The organism is Henriciella algicola (assembly GCF_003576245.1).
GTDB lineage: Bacteria > Pseudomonadota > Alphaproteobacteria > Caulobacterales > Hyphomonadaceae > Henriciella > Henriciella algicola.
In genome coordinates this window covers 239,759-259,705 of sequence record NZ_QWGA01000003.1, presented here as the reverse complement: position 1 = coordinate 259,705, position 19,947 = coordinate 239,759, and the positions used below count along the sequence as shown (strand labels likewise).

Annotated in this window: 17 protein-coding genes; 12 read left to right on the top strand and 5 right to left on the bottom strand. The window is 61.4% G+C overall.

The genetic code is table 11. From position 1 onward, the window contains the following. Positions 1–30 precede the first annotated feature (30 nt). Entirely contained in the window at positions 31–786 is a 756-nt protein-coding gene (locus D1222_RS01740; protein WP_119452517.1) for a VOC family protein, read from the bottom strand. Further along, on the bottom strand, positions 783–1,490 hold the full coding sequence (locus D1222_RS01735) for a hypothetical protein (RefSeq protein WP_119452516.1): 708 nt from the start codon (positions 1,488–1,490) through the stop codon (positions 783–785). The genes D1222_RS01740 and D1222_RS01735 overlap by 4 nt, the downstream gene beginning before the upstream one ends. A 137-nt stretch (positions 1,491–1,627) precedes the next feature. On the opposite strand from D1222_RS01735, the gene D1222_RS01730 reads away from it, so the two are divergent. Continuing rightward, positions 1,628–2,887, top strand: coding sequence for a hypothetical protein (locus D1222_RS01730; RefSeq protein WP_119452515.1), 1,260 nt, complete (start codon positions 1,628–1,630; stop codon positions 2,885–2,887). A 3-nt stretch (positions 2,888–2,890) separates the two neighbouring features. Here the strand turns inward: D1222_RS01730 and D1222_RS01725 are convergent, their stop codons facing one another. Continuing rightward, complete coding sequence (locus tag D1222_RS01725) at positions 2,891–3,508, bottom strand: hypothetical protein (RefSeq protein ID WP_119452514.1); 618 nt, start codon at positions 3,506–3,508, stop codon at positions 2,891–2,893. A 139-nt stretch (positions 3,509–3,647) separates the two neighbouring features. Between D1222_RS01725 and D1222_RS01720 the strand changes: the two genes are divergently transcribed. Continuing rightward, the gene (locus D1222_RS01720; RefSeq protein ID WP_119452513.1) at positions 3,648–4,079 is read left to right on the top strand and encodes a c-type cytochrome; all 432 of its coding nucleotides are present in this window, start codon (positions 3,648–3,650) and stop codon (positions 4,077–4,079) included. A 601-nt stretch (positions 4,080–4,680) separates the two neighbouring features. Here the strand turns inward: D1222_RS01720 and polA are convergent. Further along, complete coding sequence (gene polA, locus D1222_RS01715; protein ID WP_119452512.1) at positions 4,681–7,473, bottom strand: DNA polymerase I; 2,793 nt, start codon at positions 7,471–7,473, stop codon at positions 4,681–4,683. Positions 7,474–7,540: 67 nt separating this feature from the next. Then, on the bottom strand, positions 7,541–8,146 hold the full coding sequence (locus D1222_RS01710; RefSeq protein ID WP_119452511.1) for an EF-hand domain-containing protein: 606 nt from the start codon (positions 8,144–8,146) through the stop codon (positions 7,541–7,543). Between the two features lie 151 nt (positions 8,147–8,297). On the opposite strand from D1222_RS01710, the gene ahcY reads away from it, so the two are divergent. The 10 genes from ahcY (at position 8,298) to D1222_RS01660 (ending at position 19,946) form a co-directional block, all read left to right on the top strand. Further along, the gene (gene ahcY / locus D1222_RS01705; protein ID WP_182481838.1) at positions 8,298–9,692 is read left to right on the top strand and encodes an adenosylhomocysteinase; all 1,395 of its coding nucleotides are present in this window, start codon (positions 8,298–8,300) and stop codon (positions 9,690–9,692) included. Between the two features lie 129 nt (positions 9,693–9,821). Next, entirely contained in the window at positions 9,822–11,093 is a 1,272-nt protein-coding gene (locus D1222_RS01700; RefSeq protein ID WP_119452509.1) for a parallel beta-helix domain-containing protein, read from the top strand. Positions 11,094–11,167: 74 nt separating this feature from the next. Further along, a complete protein-coding gene (locus D1222_RS01695) occupies positions 11,168–12,142 on the top strand; it encodes an SO2930 family diheme c-type cytochrome (RefSeq protein ID WP_233348464.1) in 975 nt (324 codons plus the stop codon). Between the two features lie 79 nt (positions 12,143–12,221). Then, positions 12,222–12,488 carry a DksA/TraR family C4-type zinc finger protein gene (locus D1222_RS01690; RefSeq protein ID WP_119452507.1) on the top strand — a complete coding sequence of 89 codons (267 nt, stop codon included), beginning with the start codon at positions 12,222–12,224 and terminating at the stop codon, positions 12,486–12,488. A gap of 93 nt (positions 12,489–12,581) precedes the next feature. Continuing rightward, entirely contained in the window at positions 12,582–14,393 is a 1,812-nt protein-coding gene (locus D1222_RS01685) for a DUF2785 domain-containing protein (protein ID WP_182481837.1), read from the top strand. Between the two features lie 99 nt (positions 14,394–14,492). Next, positions 14,493–16,937 carry a sensor histidine kinase gene (locus D1222_RS01680; RefSeq protein ID WP_119452505.1) on the top strand — a complete coding sequence of 815 codons (2,445 nt, stop codon included), beginning with the start codon at positions 14,493–14,495 and terminating at the stop codon, positions 16,935–16,937. A 138-nt stretch (positions 16,938–17,075) separates the two neighbouring features. Further along, complete coding sequence (bioB, locus tag D1222_RS01675; RefSeq protein ID WP_119452504.1) at positions 17,076–18,098, top strand: biotin synthase BioB; 1,023 nt, start codon at positions 17,076–17,078, stop codon at positions 18,096–18,098. Then, entirely contained in the window at positions 18,088–18,597 is a 510-nt protein-coding gene (locus tag D1222_RS01670; protein ID WP_119452503.1) for a GNAT family N-acetyltransferase, read from the top strand. Before bioB ends, D1222_RS01670 begins: the two co-directional genes overlap by 11 nt. 99 nt (positions 18,598–18,696) lie before the next feature. Further along, complete coding sequence (locus D1222_RS01665) at positions 18,697–19,350, top strand: HAD-IA family hydrolase (RefSeq protein WP_119452502.1); 654 nt, start codon at positions 18,697–18,699, stop codon at positions 19,348–19,350. Beyond that, complete coding sequence (locus tag D1222_RS01660) at positions 19,332–19,946, top strand: hypothetical protein (RefSeq protein WP_119452501.1); 615 nt, start codon at positions 19,332–19,334, stop codon at positions 19,944–19,946. The genes D1222_RS01665 and D1222_RS01660 overlap by 19 nt, the downstream gene beginning before the upstream one ends. Position 19,947: the final 1 nt, after the last annotated feature.

Below are 19,947 nucleotides of genomic sequence, written 5' to 3'. Positions count from 1 at the left end.
TTCCCCCAAATGCTGTGGCAGGTGGCGTGTTCAGCCAGCGCTCGCCGTTTCAAGATTGTTGAGTTCGAGCCGGACCCCGCCAATGACAACGCCGTCGCCATCACTGTGGAGATCGAGACGGTCTGCCCGCTCCAGCGCCTTCATGGCATTGTGCAGGCTGATACAGAAGGTCGACAGGGCCTCGCGCTTGCCATCCTCAAAAATGAGGCGTTCGCTGTCATTCAGCTGGATGATGGTCTGGCCTTTGTTCGTCGTGACAGGCTTGCCGATCGCGGCTGTCCAGCGCGACGCGAGCGCGCGCGGATCGGGCGCGCTGAAGATAGCGCCGGCAAGGTGGCCTCTCACCGACTGCTTCTCCCAGTTCGGCCCGCCCCAGCGCCAGCTATTCCAGGGGTGCGCCTCATCGAGGGAAAGGATCGCCCCGCCAACATCAGCCGGGTGCACATGGCTGGCCGCGATGTCGTCGAGATCGATATTCCAGACGCGGCGGATGCCTGCATTGTCGAGGCGGGTGCGCGCGCCTGCGAGGTCTTCTGTCTGGAAGATGGCCATATACCCGCCCTCGCCATGCTTATCGAGAAAGCGGCGGACGGGAGCGTCCTTTGTGGTCGGGGCAACGACTTCGAGGAACTGGTTGCCGATCGAGAAGACGGCATTCTCCAGGCCAAACTCGGCAACCCCTGGGTCGGCGAATGGCTTGCCGAGGCCGAGCACCGTGCGAAGGTAATCAGCCGTCTTGAGGCTTTCAGCGGCGATAACGAGTTGGCGCATACGTATCCGGGTCATGGATGCGGGGTATCATACATGACGGGTGCGCGCCTAATGCTTTCGGGGTCTGGCGGTGGTCGGCACCTGATCTGCGCGTTGAGGTCATCAAGCGCGGCGACAAGCCAGTCCGGCGTCTCACGGCCATGGATGCCGGGCGGCCATCCGGGGCGAAGCGGGGTGAGGCGGGGACGCGGCGCGTCGCTTGAAAGTGCGCGTGCACGCCGCCGGGCAAGCCGAATTGCATGACGTTCCGGGGTCTCCAGCGCGCCTTGAAGCGCAGCGATCCGGGCGCTGAGGGGCGGCTCGCTCGAAACGGCCTGCTTTTGGGGCAGGGCGGGGTGAGCACCAAGCAGGTCCACGATGCGCGGGCCGGACGAAAATCGCCGTCTGCGCCCGGCTTTGCCGATAGAGGCAGCGCAGGTGGCAACAGGTTCGAAGAGGATGAAGCCGGTAGAATGACGTTTTCTGGTTAGTTTTCTGTTGGCCCTAACGCCGCGTGGATCTGAAACCAGCGGGGCCGAGTCCATCTGGTCAGCAAGCAGAGTGATGAGCCGGCGGGCAAGCGCTTCAGCTGGCCGCAAGAGGCGCATCGCCTTCAGGCGTACGGCGCGGTCCTGAGGGGACGCATGCGCCACCATCGCGGCAATGTGCGCGGCCAGCGCGACAAGGCGTGGCCAGACCCTCGCAATCAGCGGGGAGAGATCAGTGACGGTGCATCCCATGGTGCAGTGACAGTACACGGGAGGTGCGGGGGTGGGATGCGCGCAATTCTTCCCCGCCGCGCCGCCCATCGAAGCTGCTTGCTGCTTTGCAGGCGCTGAGCGTAATGTGTCTATCCGGGCTACAAGTGGGGGGCGGCATGCTGTTGAAATTCATCCTGCCGATTGCGGCAGCGGCGGTCATGTCGTTACCGGCTCTTGCAGACAAGCTTCCTGCCCAATGGCAATCACACGCCTGCGAAGACGCCTTCGCCGCCCGCCTTGCCAGCAATGCACCTGAAGACGAGGCCTATGCTGACGCCATTGGCCGTGGGCAAGGTAACGACAAGGACCTCGCTTGCGCATTCTTCCATTATGCCAAGGTTTTCCACCACGGCACGGATGGCGAGTCCATTGACCTCGATATGGCACGGCGAAACTATCAGGCCTCCGCTGCCAAGGGCCACCCTTACGCAGCCACCATCGTTGGCGCGGAGATCAATCCTGACCGTTATGACTATCTTGAGCGCGGCGCCAATCTCGGCGTCGCTGTCGCGGGCCTGGTCCTCGGAAACCGTTATGCCGATGCCTATAGCCAGATGAAGACTGACGCGGGCCGCTATGCCACTTCGCGCGCCGCTCGCAAATGGTATGCGGCTGCGCTCAACGCCAACCCGACCGACGAAGAGCGTGCCCACGCCGACAGCGTTCTGGCAGAGATAGACGCAGAGCTCGCGCGCAATCCTATTCCGCTATACGCCCAGCGCTACAGTGCTCTCGTTTCGGAATGGAATGAGAGGTTGGCGATCGACGGTTGGAGCGCTGATCCCGATATTGAAGGTCGCTGCGGTCCCCAGCCAGAAGATCCCCAGCACTTCGATGATCTCTCTGCCCTCTCGACTATCAGCTCTGTTGACACCTTCAACGCACAGATCAATCAGGGCAATGCCGTCACCGTCTGGATGCAATGCGCCATGCAGGCCCTCGATGCGCATGAAGACGCTGCCGATGCGCGCGAGGCCATGATTGAAAGGTTCAACCCGCTCAGCCGTGCCCGCTTCGCCAAACGCTTCCACGGCCATCCGCTACTCGCCATTGATGAATTCCTGCAGGAATGGTCAGCCTATCCCGACCAGCTTAACTACTGGCGGGCTGCTGCCATGCGCGACGCCGCAGACGGTTCTCGCAACCAGGTAAAGGCTCTGAACCAGCGCGTACTGGACTATCAGGCCGCGCTTGAGCAGCGCCGCTCTAGTGTGCGCGCCAGCGCCCAGGCATCGAACAGGGCAAGCCGTCCGGTGCGCTACGGCTATCGTGAACGCCGCTTCAACAACCGCACCGAATGCGAGAACGCCGCTTGGAATGTGATCGACCTCACGACGCGTCTTGCAATGCTGGACCGCTGCGCCCGGGACTATTGAGGTCTATTCCGAGCGGTAGTTCGGAACGAGATCGATGGCGAGTTCGCGCATCTTCTGGACGTCGCCTTGCGTCATCGGCGGGCGACCATTGCGGTGCCAGGTCCAGAGATTGTGAGCATCGTTGAAAGTGTTGGCCTGGCTGCTCTGGAGCACGCCGTCCTTTTGCAATACCTCAATAAGGGCAGCGATTTCATTGTTGGAGAAGCCAGCATAGCGGGTGCGCGTGCGGCCATGAATATTCGGGTCTGAGGCGCGGCGCTGCAGTTCATCGCGAATGGCGTACCAGTGGTTCTTGAAGGCCTGACGCATCTTGCCAGCCTCATCGGTCACCTTCTCCTCAACATCGGTGCGAAGGTCGAACACGCTGGAGCGTAGCTGGCTGACGGCGCCAAGCGTCGCGCTCATCTGCTCTTCCATCACCTTCAGCTGCGCCTTCGCCTCATCCTGATGCTTCTGGATGACCTCATTGGAGGCTTCGAGCGCGGATTTGAGGTTCTTCACCCGCCCGCCAAAAAGCGCCGCACCCAGCAGGACGCCAAGGCCGCCTGCAACGATCAAAACGGCTGTCGAGATCAGGGATGCCTGCGCATCCGTCAGATTGATCCAGTAGTCTTCCAGCACCTTGTCCCCCCGGCCGCCGATTTCTGGTCGAGCTGTTTTTCGCGCTAAAGGCGCGCGCGTCAAGTCGGGGTGATCCCGGATGGACAGGGCGGCCAGCGCGGATCAGGATGGCGCAAGGTAAGAAGGGAAGGGATGAGGCATGAAGACGAGCTGGCGGATGATGGCAATTCTGGCGGTGGGGCTGTTGCCTCTCGCCGCGTGCGGTACGTCCGAGGAGATGGGCGCGCCCGCCTCAGCCCCGGCCAGCGAGACGGCGAGCCTTCCCGTCGATGAACCGGCTGGCGAGGTAGAGGCCATGCCGGCAAATGAAATGGTCGGTCAGGGGCAGGCGATAGCTGAGACGCTCTGCGCAGGCTGTCACGCGATTGGCCTCACCGGGGAAAGCCAACACGCCCAGGCTATGCCCTTCAGGGAAATCTCCTGGCACTATCCGGTAGAGGCGCTGGCTGAACCTTTTGCCGAAGGCATCATGGTCGCCCACCCGGAAATGCCGCAATGGCAGTTCGAGCCAGAACAGATCGATGCGCTGCTGGCGTATATTGAGACCGTGCAGGTGCCGGAAGAGAGGTGAGGGCTTTCTTCCTTCTTCTTGGGTAGAAGGGCCGGGGACGAAGGGGCGCGCCTTTTGAAGGTCGAGCGCCGGAGTGCCGTGATTTCGGTTGTTCAAGTTAGATCCGACGTTTGAGCGTCACTGAGAAGGCCAGTGCGATCGAACGGTCAGGCCCCCTCACCCCTGGCCCCTCTCCCGCGGGAGAGGGGAAGGTTTAGTGCGACATTGAAATCTCGCGTCACGCTCGACCGCGCCCGCGGTCTGAGCGTCCATCTTCTGCGACTGCGGTTTGCGCAGAGTTGAGTGGGCGGGAGCTGGACCCTCAGATGGCTTCGCCATCGAGGGTGACGCCTGATGGGGCGGTAGCTATTGTTCAGCTCGCTCCCGACGATACCTGCGCAGGCAGGTATCCATAGTGGTCGTTTCCAGCCAAGCACTAAGTCGAACTTTCCCACCATGGACCCCTGTTTTCACAGGGGTCTTCGGGAGGGGAGCAGGCTGAATTGCGCGCCGCCTCAAATATGAAACCGCTCATCCCCGCGTAGGCGGGGATCTCATGCATCAGGCGCTGCGCTTGATCTGGCTGAGGCCCCCGCCTTCGCGGGGGTGATCGGAGGCGGGTTTAGTGCGCCTCAGCCCAAGTCTTCGCGGCGTTCGCATCAACGTCCAGTGGGACCGATAGGTCCAGTGCCGGAAGCGGCGCTTTCTGCATGACGCGGCGGATGACGGCGATGGTGTCTTCGGCTTGATCCTCGGGGCATTCGAAGACGAGTTCGTCGTGGACCTGTAGCAGCATCTTTGCGTCGAGCTTCTTGGCCGCCAGCGCGCCCGGCATTTCGATCATGGCGCGTTTGATGATGTCGGCAGCCGAGCCCTGGATGGGGGCGTTGATGGCCTGGCGCTCTGAGAAGGCGCGCATGGCGCCGTTCTTGGAGTTCATGTCTTTCAGGTGAAGCTTCCGGCCGAAGGCGGTCTGGACGTAGAGATTGTCCTTCGCGAATTCCTTGGTCTCATCCATGTATTTGCGGATGCCGGGGAATTTCTGGAAGTAGGCCTTGATATAGTCCGATGCCTCGCCGCGATCGATGCCAAGCTGGTTGGCAAGGCCAAAGGCGGATATGCCGTAGATGATGCCGAAATTGATCGCCTTGGCGCGGCGGCGCACCATCGGGTCCATCCCCTCGATGGGTGTGTCGAACATCTCGCTGGCCGTCATGGCGTGAATGTCGAGGCCTTCATTGAAGGCGGTCTTCAGCGCGTCGATATTGGCGATGTGGGCCAGCAAGCGAAGCTCGATCTGGCTGTAGTCGGCGCTGATGATGACATTGCCGTCTTCGGCGATGAAGGCTTCGCGGATCTTGCGGCCTTCTTCGGTGCGGATCGGAATGTTCTGAAGGTTCGGGTCTGTCGAGGAAAGTCGGCCCGTCTGCGCGCCCGCCATGGAGTAGGAGGTGTGGACGCGCTTGGTGTTCGGATTGATCGCGTCCTGAAGGGCCTCTGTATAGGTCGAGCGCAGCTTTGAGAGGGTGCGCCAGTCGAGGATGATCTGGGGCAGTTCGTGGCCTTCGGCGGCGAGGGTTTCAAGCTGGCTTGCATCCGTCGACCATGCGCCGGATTTGGTCTTCTTGCCGCCGGGCAGGCCCATCTCTCCGAAGAGGATGTCGCCGAGCTGTTTGGGCGAGCCCATGTTGAATTCGGTGCCCGCAGCCTTGTAGGCGGCGTCTTCATAGCCAGCCATGCGCTGCTGGAAGTCTGCCGAGAGGCGCGAGAGGAAGTCGCGGTCCACCTTGATGCCGTGGCGCTCCATGTCGGCGAGGACAGGGATGAGCGGGCGGTCCAGCGTTTCGTAGACAGTCGTGACCTTCTCCTTGTGGAGATAGGGCTTGAGGTAGGTCCAAAGACGGAGGGTGACGTCCGCGTCCTCGGCGGCGTATTCAGTGGCCTTGTCGAGAGGGACGCGGTCAAAGGTGATCTGCTTCTGGCCCGAGCCGCACACTTCCTTGAAGGGGATGGGCGTGTGGCTGAAATAGCGTTCCGAGAGCTCATCCATGCCGTGGCCGTGCATGCCGGCATGCAGCGCGAATGAGATCAGCATCGTGTCGTCGACGGGCGCAACCTCAATCCCGTTGCGGTGGAACACGGTGAGGTCGTATTTGAAGTTCTGGCCCACCTTGAGAACGGCCGGGTCTTCGAGCAGCGGTTTCAGCGCAGCGAGCGCGTCTTCCTTGCGGACCTGACGCGGCGGAGCGGCATCGAACATGTCATCGCCGCCCGAATGGTCCGGGTCGATATGGCCAAGCGGGATGTAGGCGGCTTCATTCGGCGCGATGGCGATGGAAACGCCGACAAGGTCGCAGGTCTGGCAGTCGAGGCTGTTGGTCTCGCAATCGACGCCGATAACGCCTGCTTCATAGGCGCGGGCGATCCAGTCCTCGAGGGTCTTGAAGTCGCGGATGCAGGTATAGGCCTCGCGGTCGAAGCCGATATCGCCTGCGGTGGTTTCCTCGATGACGCCGTCAGCCTCGAACGTCTCGCGCACGCGGCGGGTGATGGTGCGGAACTCCATCTTCTCGAGGAAGTCGATGAGCGTTTTGGGGTCCGGATCGCAGACGGCGAGGTCCTCGACCGGGACTTCAACGGGCACATTCTCATCGAGCTGGACGAGCTTTTTCGAGATGCGGACCTGATCGGCATGGTCGATCAGGGTCTGGCGGCGTTTGGGTTGCTTGATCTCTTCGGCGCGGGCGAGAAGCTCTTCGACGGTGCCGTACTCATCGAGCAGCTGGGCGGCGGTCTTCACGCCGATGCCGGGCGCGCCGGGGACGTTGTCTGTGCTGTCGCCTGCGAGCGACTGGACATCGACGACCTTTTCCGGGCCGACGCCGAACTTCTCGAAGACCTCATCGCGCCCGAGCGTCTTGTTCTTCATCGTGTCGAGCATGGTGATCTTGTCGGTCACCAGCTGCATCAGGTCTTTATCGGACGAGACGATGGTGACGCGCGCGCCCTTGGCTTCGGCCTGGCGGGCATAGGTCGCGATCAGGTCGTCGGCCTCATAGCCTTCAAGCTCCAGCGCATGGCAGGCAAAGGCGATGGAGGCTTCGCGCACGAGCGGGAATTGCGGGCGGAGGTCCTCTGGCGGCTCATCCCGGTTGGCCTTGTAATCGGGATAGAGGTCATTGCGGAACGTGTAGCTGCCCTTGTCGAAGATACAGGCAAAATGGGTCGGGCGATCATCGCCTTTCAGCTCTTCCAGAAGCTTCCAGAGCATGTTGCAGAAACCGGCGACCGCGCCGACCGGCAGGCCGTCAGAGGCGCGGCTCAGCGGCGGCAGGGCATGGAAAGCGCGGAAGATATAGGCGCTCGCATCGATCAGGTAGAGATGGCTGTCTTCATTGATCGGCGCGGTGGGCATGGGCGATTCCTTTCAGGCTCTGGGCTCATTTAGCCCCGCCTGACGCCAAGGTCACGCCGCCGAGCAGTTATTGGGCCTTGAGCTGTGGAATGGTTGACCCGGCCCGAGTGGAAAGCTCGCCGTCAAGGAGGTTTGGAAAGCGGTTCTTTTTTTCCTCTGGTGCCTTGAGGTCTGAGATCCTGAGGACGTCGTCACCATCGGCGCGGTAATCGGTCCATAGATCTGTGATGACAGCGGAGAATTCCTCGAAGCTGACCCGGCGGTCGAGATTGGGGTCGAAGCGGACCGGGTTGGCAAGTGAGTTGTCGCGCGTGGGCAGGCTGCGCGCCCAGGCTTGCTGTTCGAGCGCGGTCAGTTCGCCGTCGCCATTCGCATCAGCGTTTGCGAAGGCCGCTTCAATGCCTGCCGCAAGGTCTTCGCGGCTGACAATGCCGTCTTCATCGGTGTCGAAAGAGGCCAGAAGACCGCCGCCGGGCTTCAGCTTGTCGGCCTTCAGGCGCTCACGGTCGCGCGGAGAGCGCACTTCGCCATCAGCGGGCAGGCGGACAATCGCGTCTTCATCCTCTGTGGTGACCTCTTCGGCGCTGATGGCTTCGACCACCAGAAGCTCCTCGCCGAGCGAAGGCAGGGCGCAGGCAAAAGCGATGAGGCCAAGGCTCAGAAAACGGGGCATGAAGTCTCCAATCTACCAGCCCGACATCCAATCTAGCGTCGGCGTTGCAGAATTACCACAACCAGAATGCGTCATAAGTGCGGCTCGCCTGCTTGATCCCGGCAGGGCGCTGGGTTAAGGGGCAAAATAAATCATATAAAGGATCATTGATATGGCTAATGATTACGCCGTCGCGGATATCTCCCTGGCCGGATTTGGCCGCAAGGAAATCGCGATCGCTGAAACCGAGATGCCGGGCCTGATGGCTGCGCGCGAAGAGTATGGTGCAGAGCAGCCGCTGAAAGGCGCACGCATCGCTGGTTCGCTGCACATGACCATCCAGACCGCCGTGCTGATCCAGACGCTGGAAGCCCTCGGCGCAGAAGTGCGCTGGGCAAGCTGCAACATCTATTCGACGCAGGACCACGCTGCAGCCGCGATCGCGGATGCTGGCACGCCGGTCTTCGCCCACAAGGGTGAGACGCTGGAAGAGTACTGGGACTTCTGTGACAAGATCTTCGAATGGCCGAATGGCGAGCTGATCAACCTCATCCTCGATGATGGCGGCGACGCGACCATGTACATCATCCTCGGCGAGAAGGCCGAGAAGGACCCGTCCATCCTCGACAAGCCGAAGTCGGAAGAAGAGATCTACCTCTTCAAGCAGATCAAGAAGCGTATCGCTGAGACCCCGGGCTGGTTTGCCAAGGTGAAGAAGGAAATCCGCGGCGTGTCCGAAGAGACCACGACCGGCGTGAACCGTCTTTACCAGCTCGCCAAGCGCGGCGAGCTGCCTTTCCCGGCAATCAACGTCAACGACTCGGTCACCAAGTCGAAGTTCGACAACAAGTATGGCTGTAAGGAATCGCTCGTTGACGCGATCCGCCGCGGCACCGATGTCATGATGGCTGGCAAGAAGGCATTCGTGGCTGGCTATGGCGATGTGGGCAAAGGCTCTGCCGCTTCGCTCGCAGGCTCTGGCGCACGCGTCACGGTGTCTGAAGTCGATCCGATCTGCGCCCTGCAGGCGGCCATGGACGGCTTCGATGTCCAGACGCTTGAGGACTATGTTGGCGAGGCTGACATCTTTGTGACTGCAACCGGTAACAAGGACATCATCACGGTCGACCACATGCGCGCCATGAAGGACATGGCGATCGTCTGTAACATCGGTCACTTCGACAATGAGATCCAGGTCGAAGGCCTGCGCAATTTCAAGTGGGACAACATCAAGCCACAAGTCGACATGATCACCTTCCCGGATGGCAAGCGCATCATTCTTCTGTCGGAAGGCCGCCTTGTGAACCTCGGCAATGCGACGGGCCACCCATCCTTCGTGATGTCGGCATCCTTCACCAACCAGACGCTGGCCCAGATCGCCCTTCACAAGAATGATGGCGAGTACAAGAACGAGGTCTACACACTGCCCAAGCACCTGGACGAGAAGGTGGCTCGCCTGCACCTCGCCAAGCTGGGCCTCGGCCTCACCGAACTGTCCACCGAGCAGGCCGACTATATCGGCGTGACCACGGAAGGCCCGTTCAAGCCGGACCATTACCGCTACTAGGCGGACGCTGTTTTCCGCACAGTCCAAGAGGGCGCTGGAGAAATCCGGCGCCCTTTTTTTACGCCGGGTTGCCGAAGCAGGCGGAAATGGCGAAAGTGGAGACCGATTTATCAGTTGAAGGAATGAGTTATGCGCAAACTATTGTTCGCCGCAGCGAGTGTGAGTGTTCTGGCTGCGTGCGGCGGCGCGGGGGACGGCTCTGAAGGTAATGGTTCGGGGGGTCGGGCTTCGGTAAACGGTGGGGCCACCGGCGCCTCGTCCGTCACCATCGACGTCGGAGATGACTTCGCCCTGCGCCTTCAGACGGCGCTGATCCAGGCGTCGCCAGGCAGCACGATCACACTGCCTGCAGGGACGTTCGCGATGACGGACGGTCTGACGCTGGACGTGGATGGCGTGACCCTTCGCGGGGCATCGCAATCGGAAACAATTCTCGATTTCAAGAATCAGATGGGGTCCGGCGAAGGGCTTCTGGTGACGTCTGACGATGTGACGCTGACGAACTTCACGGTTCGCGACAGCAAGGGCGACGGCATCAAGTCCAAGGGCGCAGACCGCATCACCTATTCAAACGTGACGGTCGAGTGGCTGGGGGAGCCAAGCGAGTCCAATGGCGCCTACGGTATCTATCCTGTCGAGAGCACCGACGTGCTCGTCGAAGGCGCGCATGTACGTGGCGCTTCGGACGCAGGCATCTATGTCGGTCAGTCCAATAATATCATCGTTCGTGACAACCTTGCAGAGTTCAATGTTGCGGGGATTGAGATCGAGAATTCCACGAATGCGCTCGTGAACGGCAATGTCGTTCGCAACAATGCTGGCGGCATTCTGGTCTTCGACCTGCCAGACCTTCCAGTCATGGGCGGCAACACGACGCTGATCCGCAACAATCTGATTCAGGACAACAATACCCGCAACTTTGCGCCTCCGGGCAACATCGTGGCGAGCGTCCCGTCGGGCACTGGCGTCATTGTCATGGCCAATGAAAAGGTCATGGTGCGCGACAATAATTTCGCTAACAACCAGACCGCGCACGTCCTGATCACCGCCTATTCGCAGGCCTTCAGCGATGCGGACTACAATCCGCTGCCGCGCAATATCGAAGTGCGCAACAACACCTATGGGGAGAGCGGCTACAACCCGCAGGGCGACCTTGGTGAGCTGGCTTCGATGATTGGCGGCAATCTGCCACCGATCATCTGGGACGGTGTCACAAGCTGGGGCGGCAATGACGAGACGGATGTGAACATCTTCATCAATGAGCCTGAGAGCGTTGGCTTCGTGAACCTTGGCCTCGGCTCTTATCCGATCGATGTGTCGGCTGCCTCGCCGAGCATGGATCGCCCGGACGGCGAAAGCATTGGGAACATCCCGACTGTGAACCTCGCTCACGCCGAATGAGAGTAGCGCTCGCCGCTTGCCTTGCCCTGTTGCTGCCTGCCTGCGGGCAGCAACAGGAGCCAGCGGGGCCGGATATGGAGACGATCCTTGCGGCGGGCCCGGCAGAGACGCTGGCCGACTATGGGCTGTTTGCGGATGCGTCCGCGCGCCAGCCTTCGGCGGGCGTTTTGCCTTATGACCTCATCAATCCACTCTTTTCCGACCATGCGAGCAAGCATCGCCTCGTCTATGTGCCTGAGGGCGAGGCAGCGGCCTATCGCGGCGGCGAAGAGGTGCTCGACTTTCCGGTGGGCACAGTCCTCATCAAGACATTCGCCTTTGCCCCGGACATGCGCACGCCTGCTGAGGGTGAACGCTACCGTGAGACGCGGCTGCTGATCCACAAGGCAGATGGCTGGGCAGCCTACCCATACGTCTGGAACGAGGCTGAGACGGAGGCGCGCTATGCGCCTGCCGGGGCGTGGCTGGACCTTGCCTACACCGACCCGTCTGGCGCGCCGGTCGAGATCGACTACCGCGTCCCGAACCAGAACCAGTGCAAGACCTGCCACCAGCTTGGCGATGCCATTGCGCCGATCGGTCCGAAGGCGCGCAATCTCGGCCATGAGGGGCCGCTGGGCGTCGAGCAGATCGAGGACTGGACGGCGCGCGGCATGCTGACCGGGGTGCCGGGAAACGTCGACGCAGTTGCCGACGTGCATGATGCGAGCCTGCCTTTGGATGCGCGGGCGCGGGCCTATCTCGATATCAACTGTGCACATTGCCACCGGGCAGAGGGTTCTGCCTCCAATTCGGGCCTCTGGCTCGGCTGGGAAGTGGACGAGCCAGTAAAGCTGGGTGTCGGCAAGCATCCGACAGCGGCGGGCCGGGGCTCTGGTGACGGGACAGTGGTGATCGAGCCGGGCGAACCCGATGCCTCGATCATGGTCTACCGGATGGATTCGAGCGAGGCGGGTGTTGCCATGCCAGAACTTGGCCGCGCGCTGATCGATGATGAGGGTGTCGAACTGGTCCGGGCTTGGATCTCTGACATGGACGCGGCGGGCTGACCGCTGACTGACAGCGGCCTGTTCAGGAACCTCCGATAATCCCTACCTGTTAGGTCTCCACGATAGACAGGAGGCTTTCATGGCAGGTGGATGGTCGCGCGATGGCGCGGTGCAGGATCAGATCGACGATTCCATCAAGGACGAGCTCGCGCGTATTCAGGCGGCCCGCCCTGTCGGCGAGAGCCTGACCCATTGCGCTGAATGCGGTGAGCCCATTCCTGAAAAGCGCCGCGAACTGGTCGCGGGCGTTCGCCATTGCGTCGAGTGCCAGCGAGAACTCGACGCCGAAGCCGCATCGCGCAGCGGGATCAATCGCCGTGGCTCCAAGGACAGTCAGCTCAAATAGCGCGCAGGCCTGCATGAGAGGCTGAAGGCACGCTTGCCCATGAGACCGGCTGCACGCATGATGCCAGCGGGTTCGCGCAGCTGGGGTCGAGGCATGGCATCTTCGCTTTTTCGGAAGCTGGCGCTCATCATTGGCGTATCGGTGTCGTTTCTGGCCGCGCAAGCTGTGGCCGAGGAGGCGACTGTTCCGCAGAACCAGGCTGCGGCAGCTGAAGAACCGGCAGAAAGTGTTGAGGCGGAAGACCGTTCTCCGGTGATGTCATCCCTCAGCGCCTGGATGGATAGGCCGAAGCTTTTCCTTCCCGATGATTATCCAGACCGAACGCGCATCCTGCGCGGCGATGTCGACCCGTATGATGTCTTCTGGGAAGTGCCGGAAAGCTGGGCAGTGCGCAGCGGTATGTATGCCGAGTATGACACGCTGGAGGCCTATGGCCGGATGCGTGAGGCGGCGGCGCGCGACGGGGTGCACCTTGTGATCCTGTCGGCGTTTCGTTCATTCAGGCACCAGCGCTTTATCTGGGAAAACAAGTGGCAGGACCGCTATGAGCGGCTGGCCGGTGTCAGCCCGCGCGACATCGCGCTCAACATCATGCGCTATAGCGCCATGCCGGGGACGTCGCGCCATCATTGGGGCACGGATCTTGACCTTAATGCTTTCAACAATGCGTATTTCGACACGCCGGAAGGCAAACCTGTCTATGACTGGCTGAAGGCGCATGCCGGTGAGTATGGCTTCTGCGAAGTCTATTCGCCGCGCGCCAGCGGCCGCCAGATCGGCTACGAACCGGAACGCTGGCACTGGTCGTACATCCCCACGGCTTCGCGTTATCTTGCGGCCTATGTCGAAGCTGCCGAGGCCGCGCCCCACGGTTTTGCAGGCGATGAGGCGGTGCCGGAGATCGACTGGCTGTCAGAGTTCGTTCTCGGCATTGATCCTGAGTGCCTGTGGGACCCGGAGCAGGAGGGCAAGGGGCGCGCCTTGCCTGCGCCGCTTATCCTTTCCTCAATGGACGCGCCGGCCGATGAGGCAGTAGCGACGGACAGGCCGTTGCTGGAGGCGGGGCAGTGCATCCCGGAAGGCTGGACGCATGACATCCTGCTGCGCTGGAAAGAGAGCGGCTATCCGCTGACAGAGGGCGAGGGCGCGGCGGGCTATCTGGCCATGCTGGAGCATTGCCTTGCCGACCCGAACCCCGACATTCGCGATGGCATCGCCTATGAGGGCATCACCGACATTCTGCGGTCTGACCGCGCTGAAGAGGCAGAGTTGCGCGAATTGAAGCAGCGGCTGCTGACCCGTCTCGCGAACACAGAAAACGACCCGCTTGGCTTTTCGCGTCCCTTCGCAGCGCTGGCGCTGGCTGAAGTCGCGCGGACCGACCGGATCGAGGCGTGGATGAGCCAGGGCGAGCGGCGCACGCTGCTGGCGGCCGGCGCGGACTATACGGCGAATGTACGCGACTATCGCGGCTTCATCGAAGGCGAGGGCTGGCGGCACGGTGTGGCGCATGGCGCGGACCTTCTGATGCAGCTCAGCCTCAACCCGGAAATTGGTGAGGGTGAGGCGTTCATGATCGCCAAGGCGGTGTTCGACGCCATCGGATCGCGCGAGGCGCCGGTCTTTGTCTCTGAAGAGCCCCAGCGTCTTGCCCGCCCGATCCTGTTTCTGGTGCAGCGCGGCCTGCTGACCGAGGAGCAGATCGCGATCTGGATGGAGGTGCTAGCCGACCCGGCGCCGCATGAGAGCTGGGAGGAGGCGCTCGCAGATGGCGAGGCCAAGGCGCGGCGCGAAAACATCCGGGCGTTTGCGGCCATCCTGCTGGAGACGGCAGAGGGGAAGGAAGAGGCCGACCTCGACGCGGTGGTCACGGGCGCTGAACATCTGCTGGACCGCGTGCCATAAGGGTTACCACGGCGTTAACCCGGGCTTAACGCGAACGGGTCAATCGGTTAATATTTACGCGTTGCGGCGCGGCCTGTTCGAAAGTGGCGAAGGTAACGGATGACTGCAGAATACGTCTCCCTGATCATCTCTGGCGGTGCGCTGGCGCTGGGCCTCGCCTTTATCCTATGGGCCTTGCGGACGTCGGATGGCGCGCGCGGCGCTGCCCGCAAGTATCGTGACCGTGCCTCAGAAGCAGAGACCGGTCTGGCGGCGCTTCAGTCTGTGCTGGGTGCGCATCCGGGTGTCATCCTTGTCTGGCAGGGCGATGAGCTTGAGGACGAAGACGACGATATTGCGCCGCCGCAGATACATGGCTCTCCGGTCGCGCTGGCGGGGCTGTTGAAGTTCACCGACGAGGCGGTGTCCGAGGACCCGTCCATCCGGATCATCGAAGGCCTTGCTGATCTTGAGGCGCGCGATGGCGCCGGCAAGGACACGACGCTGCGTGAGCGCCTGCGTGAGCTGCGTGAGCATGGCCAGCCTTTCTCGCTGACGCTGATCGGGCCGTCGGGCCGCTTTCTCGAGGCGGACGGACGCACCGCTGGCGCGCGGGCCGTTGTCTGGATTACCGATTCGACCATCAAGGGGCTGGAAGAAAGCTCTGCGCGCGGAAAGCTGGAAGAGACCCGGCAGATTATTGCGCGCGACCCCACCGCATTCCTCGACATGCTGGGCAAGCTGCCTTTCCCGGCCTGGCGCGTTTCAGGCGTCGGGCGCCTGCAATGGGCGAACGATACTTATCTGAGAGCTGTCGACGGCAAGTCGCTCGACCAGGCGCTGGATCGCCAGCTCAAGCTCGATGACAAGACCGATGAGCAGCTTCGCCGGACGATCACAGAGCAGCGCGACATTGATGCGGTGCGCAACCTCGTCATCGATGGCGAGCGCCGCTCCATGCGCATATTGAGCTTTCCGCTGTCTGGCGGGGCAGGGGCGATTGCTTTCGACGTGTCCGAACAGGAAGCCGCGCGTGATGAGCTGAACCGCCATGTGCGCGCGCATGATGAAACGCTGAACCATGTGGCAGACGGCGTGGCGATCTTCGGCCCGGACCGTCGCCTGACCTTCTATAACCGTGCCTTTTCCCAGATGTGGGACTTCGACGAGAGCTATCTGCTCGATTCGCCAGCCCATGGTGAGTTGCTGGACCGGCTGCGTCAGGACAGGAAGCTGCCGGCGCAGGCCGAATATGCGACCTGGCGGGCCGATGAGCTGTCTCACTACCGCGAGATTAGCGGCATCGAGGAAGATACCTGGTCGCTGCCGGATGGGCGCACGCTTTCGGTCACGCGCCAGCGCCACCCGATGGGTGGCCTGCTGCTGCTGTTCAAGGACATTACTGGCGAGCTGGACCTGCAGACGCGCTTCAATGCGCTGATCAAGACGCAGACCTCGACGCTCGACAGTTTGCGCCAGGCGGTGGCTGTGTTCGGTTCTGACGGGCGGCTGAAGCTGTCCAACAAGGCGTTCGAATCGCTCTGGCAGCTTGATTCGGGCGATGTGAAGAACACGCCAGACTATGATGATGTGATCGAGGCGTGCCTGCCGCTGTTCAGTGATCGCACGCGCTGGAGTGAGATCAAGGGCCACATTACGGACCCGTCCGCCAATGCGCGCCGGACAACGGAAGGCGAGATGCAGCGCGCGGATGGCACGGTGCTACACTACATTACTCAGCCCCTGCCGGATGGAAACACGCTGATCGCGTTCGCCGATGAAACAGCCCAGCGGGCCGTCGAGGGCGCGCTTCGTGGACGCGCTGAAGCGTTTGAGGCGGCTGACCGGCTGAAGACGGAGTTCGTGCGGAATGTCAGCTATCAGCTGCGCTCCCCGCTGACGACCATTCTCGGCTATGCAGAATTTCTCCAGTCGGAAACTAATGGTGAACTAAATTCGCGTCAGATGGACAATGTGAATTCCATCCTGACCGCCTCCGACCATCTCAACAAGCTGATTGAGAACATTCTCGACCTCGCCCTGATCGAGGCCGGACGGATGGATCTCGACCTTGAGGATTTTGCGCTTGCCGAAATCGTGCAGGAAAGCATCGACCTGACCGTAGGCAAGGCGTCGGACACTGAGATCCATGTCCACGCAGAGATCGGCGACAACCTTGGCACCATCCATGCCGACAAGCGCCGCATCCGCCAGATCCTGTTCAACCTGCTCTCGAACTCGATGCGCTTTACCGAGCCGGGCGGCGAGATCACTGTGTCTGCGACGCGCGTCGAGAACATGGCCATCCTGTCTGTGCGCGACACAGGCAAGGGCATCGACGCCGAGCATCAGGCCTCCAGCTTTGACAGCTTCACTTCGTCGGATCAGCGCGGTGCGGGCCTTGGCCTTGCGCTGGTAAAGAACTTTGTCGACCTGCATGGCGGTAATGTCGGCATAAAGTCGACCCCCGGTGGCGGAACGGAAGTCGTCTGCTGGCTGCCAGTGACTGCAACGGTCAATCGTCAGACCGACTGGGACGTCGCGCCCGCACGCGCATCTGCGTAAATTTCTCGGGCCCAAAAAAGGACTGCGCCATGAAAGTGGCGGGTTGAACCGCGCCAGCTTTGCCTTGAAAACTCATCCTGAGACCTGACGCCTATGCCGCTTTGCATAGCGTTAGGGTGCCAAAGGGAGGTGTGTTTTATGGCGTTTACGGGATTAACACCGCGGCATGATTGGTCGCGCGAAGAGATTGCGGACCTTTACACTCAGCCCCTCGACAGTCTGATGGGGCTGGCACTCAGCGTGAAATCAGCGAACTGGGCGGATGGAAAGGTTCAAAAGAGCCAGCTGCTGTCCATCAAGACGGGCGGCTGCGCTGAAGACTGTGGCTATTGCAGCCAGTCGGCCCACTTTGACACTGGTCTGAAGGCCGAAAAACTGATGCCGCTCGAGGACGTCGTTTCTGCCGCGCGCGAGGCAAAGGCTGGCGGGGCAGACCGCTTTTGCATGGGCGCGGCCTGGCGCAATCTGAAAGAACGCGACGTGCCGAAGATCGCGGCGATGATCTCTGCGGTGAAAGCCGAAGGTCTGGAGACATGTGTCACTGCCGGCATGCTCGAGCCGCAACAGGCCGTCGCGCTCAAGGAAGCGGGGCTCGACTACTACAACCACAATCTCGATACCTCACGAGAGTATTACACGAGCGTCGTGTCGACCCGAACCTACGAAGACCGGCTGGACACGTTGGCGCATTGCCGGGAGGCAGGACTGAACCTGTGTGTCGGCGGTATTCTGGGCATGGGCGAGGGGCGCGATGATCGCATCGGTCTCATCCATGAGCTGTCCAAGCTCACCCCACATCCAGAAAGTGTGCCAATCAACATGCTGGTGCCGATCAAGGGGACGCCGCTTGGTGAGAGCCCGCCCGTCAGCGTGATCGAGATGGCGCGCGCAATTGCAGTCTGCCGCATCGTGTTTCCCAAAAGCTGGGTGCGTCTGTCGGCCGGGCGTGAAGCAATGAGTGAGGAAGGTCAGGCGCTTTGCATGCTGGCGGGCGCAAATTCTATTTTCGTCGGCGACCGGTTGCTGACCACTGACAATCCCGGCGAGACGCGCGATGAGGCGCTGCTGGGCGCGATGGGCTTTGAGCATGCCAGCCGGGAAGAGACGGCAAAGCCGACGCAGGCCCCCAAGCGCAAGCAGACGCTCATCGATGCCGGGTAATGATGTCCTCATCCGCCGGGCAGGGGTTCGCGACGAAAGCGCCGTCTGGCAGATCGTAGAGCCAGTATTCCGGGCAGGCGACACTTATGCAATTGCAAAGGATATCAGCCGCGAGGCTGCGCTTGCCTACTGGTTCGGGGACGACAAGCAGACCTACGTGTTCGAGGACGAAAGCGGCGTCCTCGCCACCTATTATCTGAAGGCCAATCAGGGCGGCGGCGGCGCTCATGTCTGCAATTGCGGGTATATGACGTCGCCTCTGGCGCGCGGCAGCGGCATTGCGGGGCTGATGTGCCAGCACAGCCAGGAGGAAGCGATCAAGGCAGGCTTCCGGGCGATGCAGTTCAACTTCGTCGTGTCGACCAATGAAGGCGCGATACGCCTCTGGCAGAAACTGGGATTTGAGATTGTCGGCACGCTGCCCAAAGCGTTCGCGCATCCTGAAAAAGGGTTCGTGGACGCGCATGTCATGTACAAACGCCTGAATTCTGACGGTTAAATTTCCTCAGCTGACCTTGCGACAGGCCAGCGAATTAGCGGGCTGACGGTACGTGATAGGCGGTCGACGCCGCCTGTCGAAGCCGCTACAGCTCTTGCCATGACAGACAATATCCAAGCCGTGATCTGGGACTTTGGCGGTGTGCTCACCTCCTCGCCCTTCGAAGCGTTCAACCGCTATGAGGCCGAAAAGGGCCTTCCCAAGGACTTCATTCGCGGCGTTAACGCCGTCAATGGCGACACCAATGCCTGGGCCAAGCTCGAGCAGTCAAAAGTGAACGCTGAAGAGTTTGATGAGCTGTTCCGCAAGGAAGCCGAAGCGCTGGGGCACTCTGTGCCGGGCAAGGATATTCTTGGCCTCCTGTCGGGCAACCTGCGCCCGCGCGTCGTCGAGGCGCTGAAACGCTGCAAGGCGAAGGTGAAAGTCGGCTGCATCACGAACAATGCGCCGGTCGGCAAAGGTGCAGGTATGCAGACCGACGAAGGCCGCGCCAGCGAGATCGAGAAGGTCTTTGGCCTGTTCGACGAGATGATCGAGAGCTCAAAACTCGGCATCCGCAAACCTGATCCACGGATTTATGCGCTGATGTGTGAAGCGCTGGATGTGGACCCGAAGAATTGCGTCTATCTTGATGATCTCGGCATCAACCTGAAACCTGCTAGGGCGATGGGGATGACGACGATCAAGGTACTTAATGAGGACCAGCTTCTGTCTGACCTGGAAGCTGCGACCGGATGGACGCTGACAGACTGATCTCAATCCGACTTCTTGCGGGTATCGTCCTGATTGCCGGGCTGGTGGCTTGCGGTGAGGAAGATGTCCGTGAGACGGTCACGCTGCAGGTTGAGCAGGCACCGGAATATATGGTGCCGAACCGTGAGCCAGAGAGTGTTCGAACAGTTCTTAGCGCGCCTGCGCAGGAAAAGATCAGCCAGCTTCGCGGCATCATCGAAAGCAATTCGCTCCGCCAGTTGACGCGGCTTGCAAGCTCGCAATCTGGCTTCGTCTCGAACTTTGCTGGTGCGTCCCATGGCGAGCACTGGGACCTTCTGCGCCGGACGGGCTTCGACCCTATCCTGCGGCTGGATGAGCTGCTGGACGGGCCATATGGCGTGAAGATGGTAGCGGGCGAAACCTGGTATGTCTGGCCGGAACTCGCCGCGCTGGAGCCTGAAGCGCTGCTGCCGGAACGGCTGAACTTCAGTCAGAGGGCACGGCTTGAGGAACTGGTCGGTGAGGCAGGGATTGCACAGGTGAGAGAAGGGCGCGGTTATCCCGGTATCCGCACGGCGATCGCCGAGGACGGTCGCTGGCTCTATTATGTTCACGAGATAACAGGCGAGGAATAGC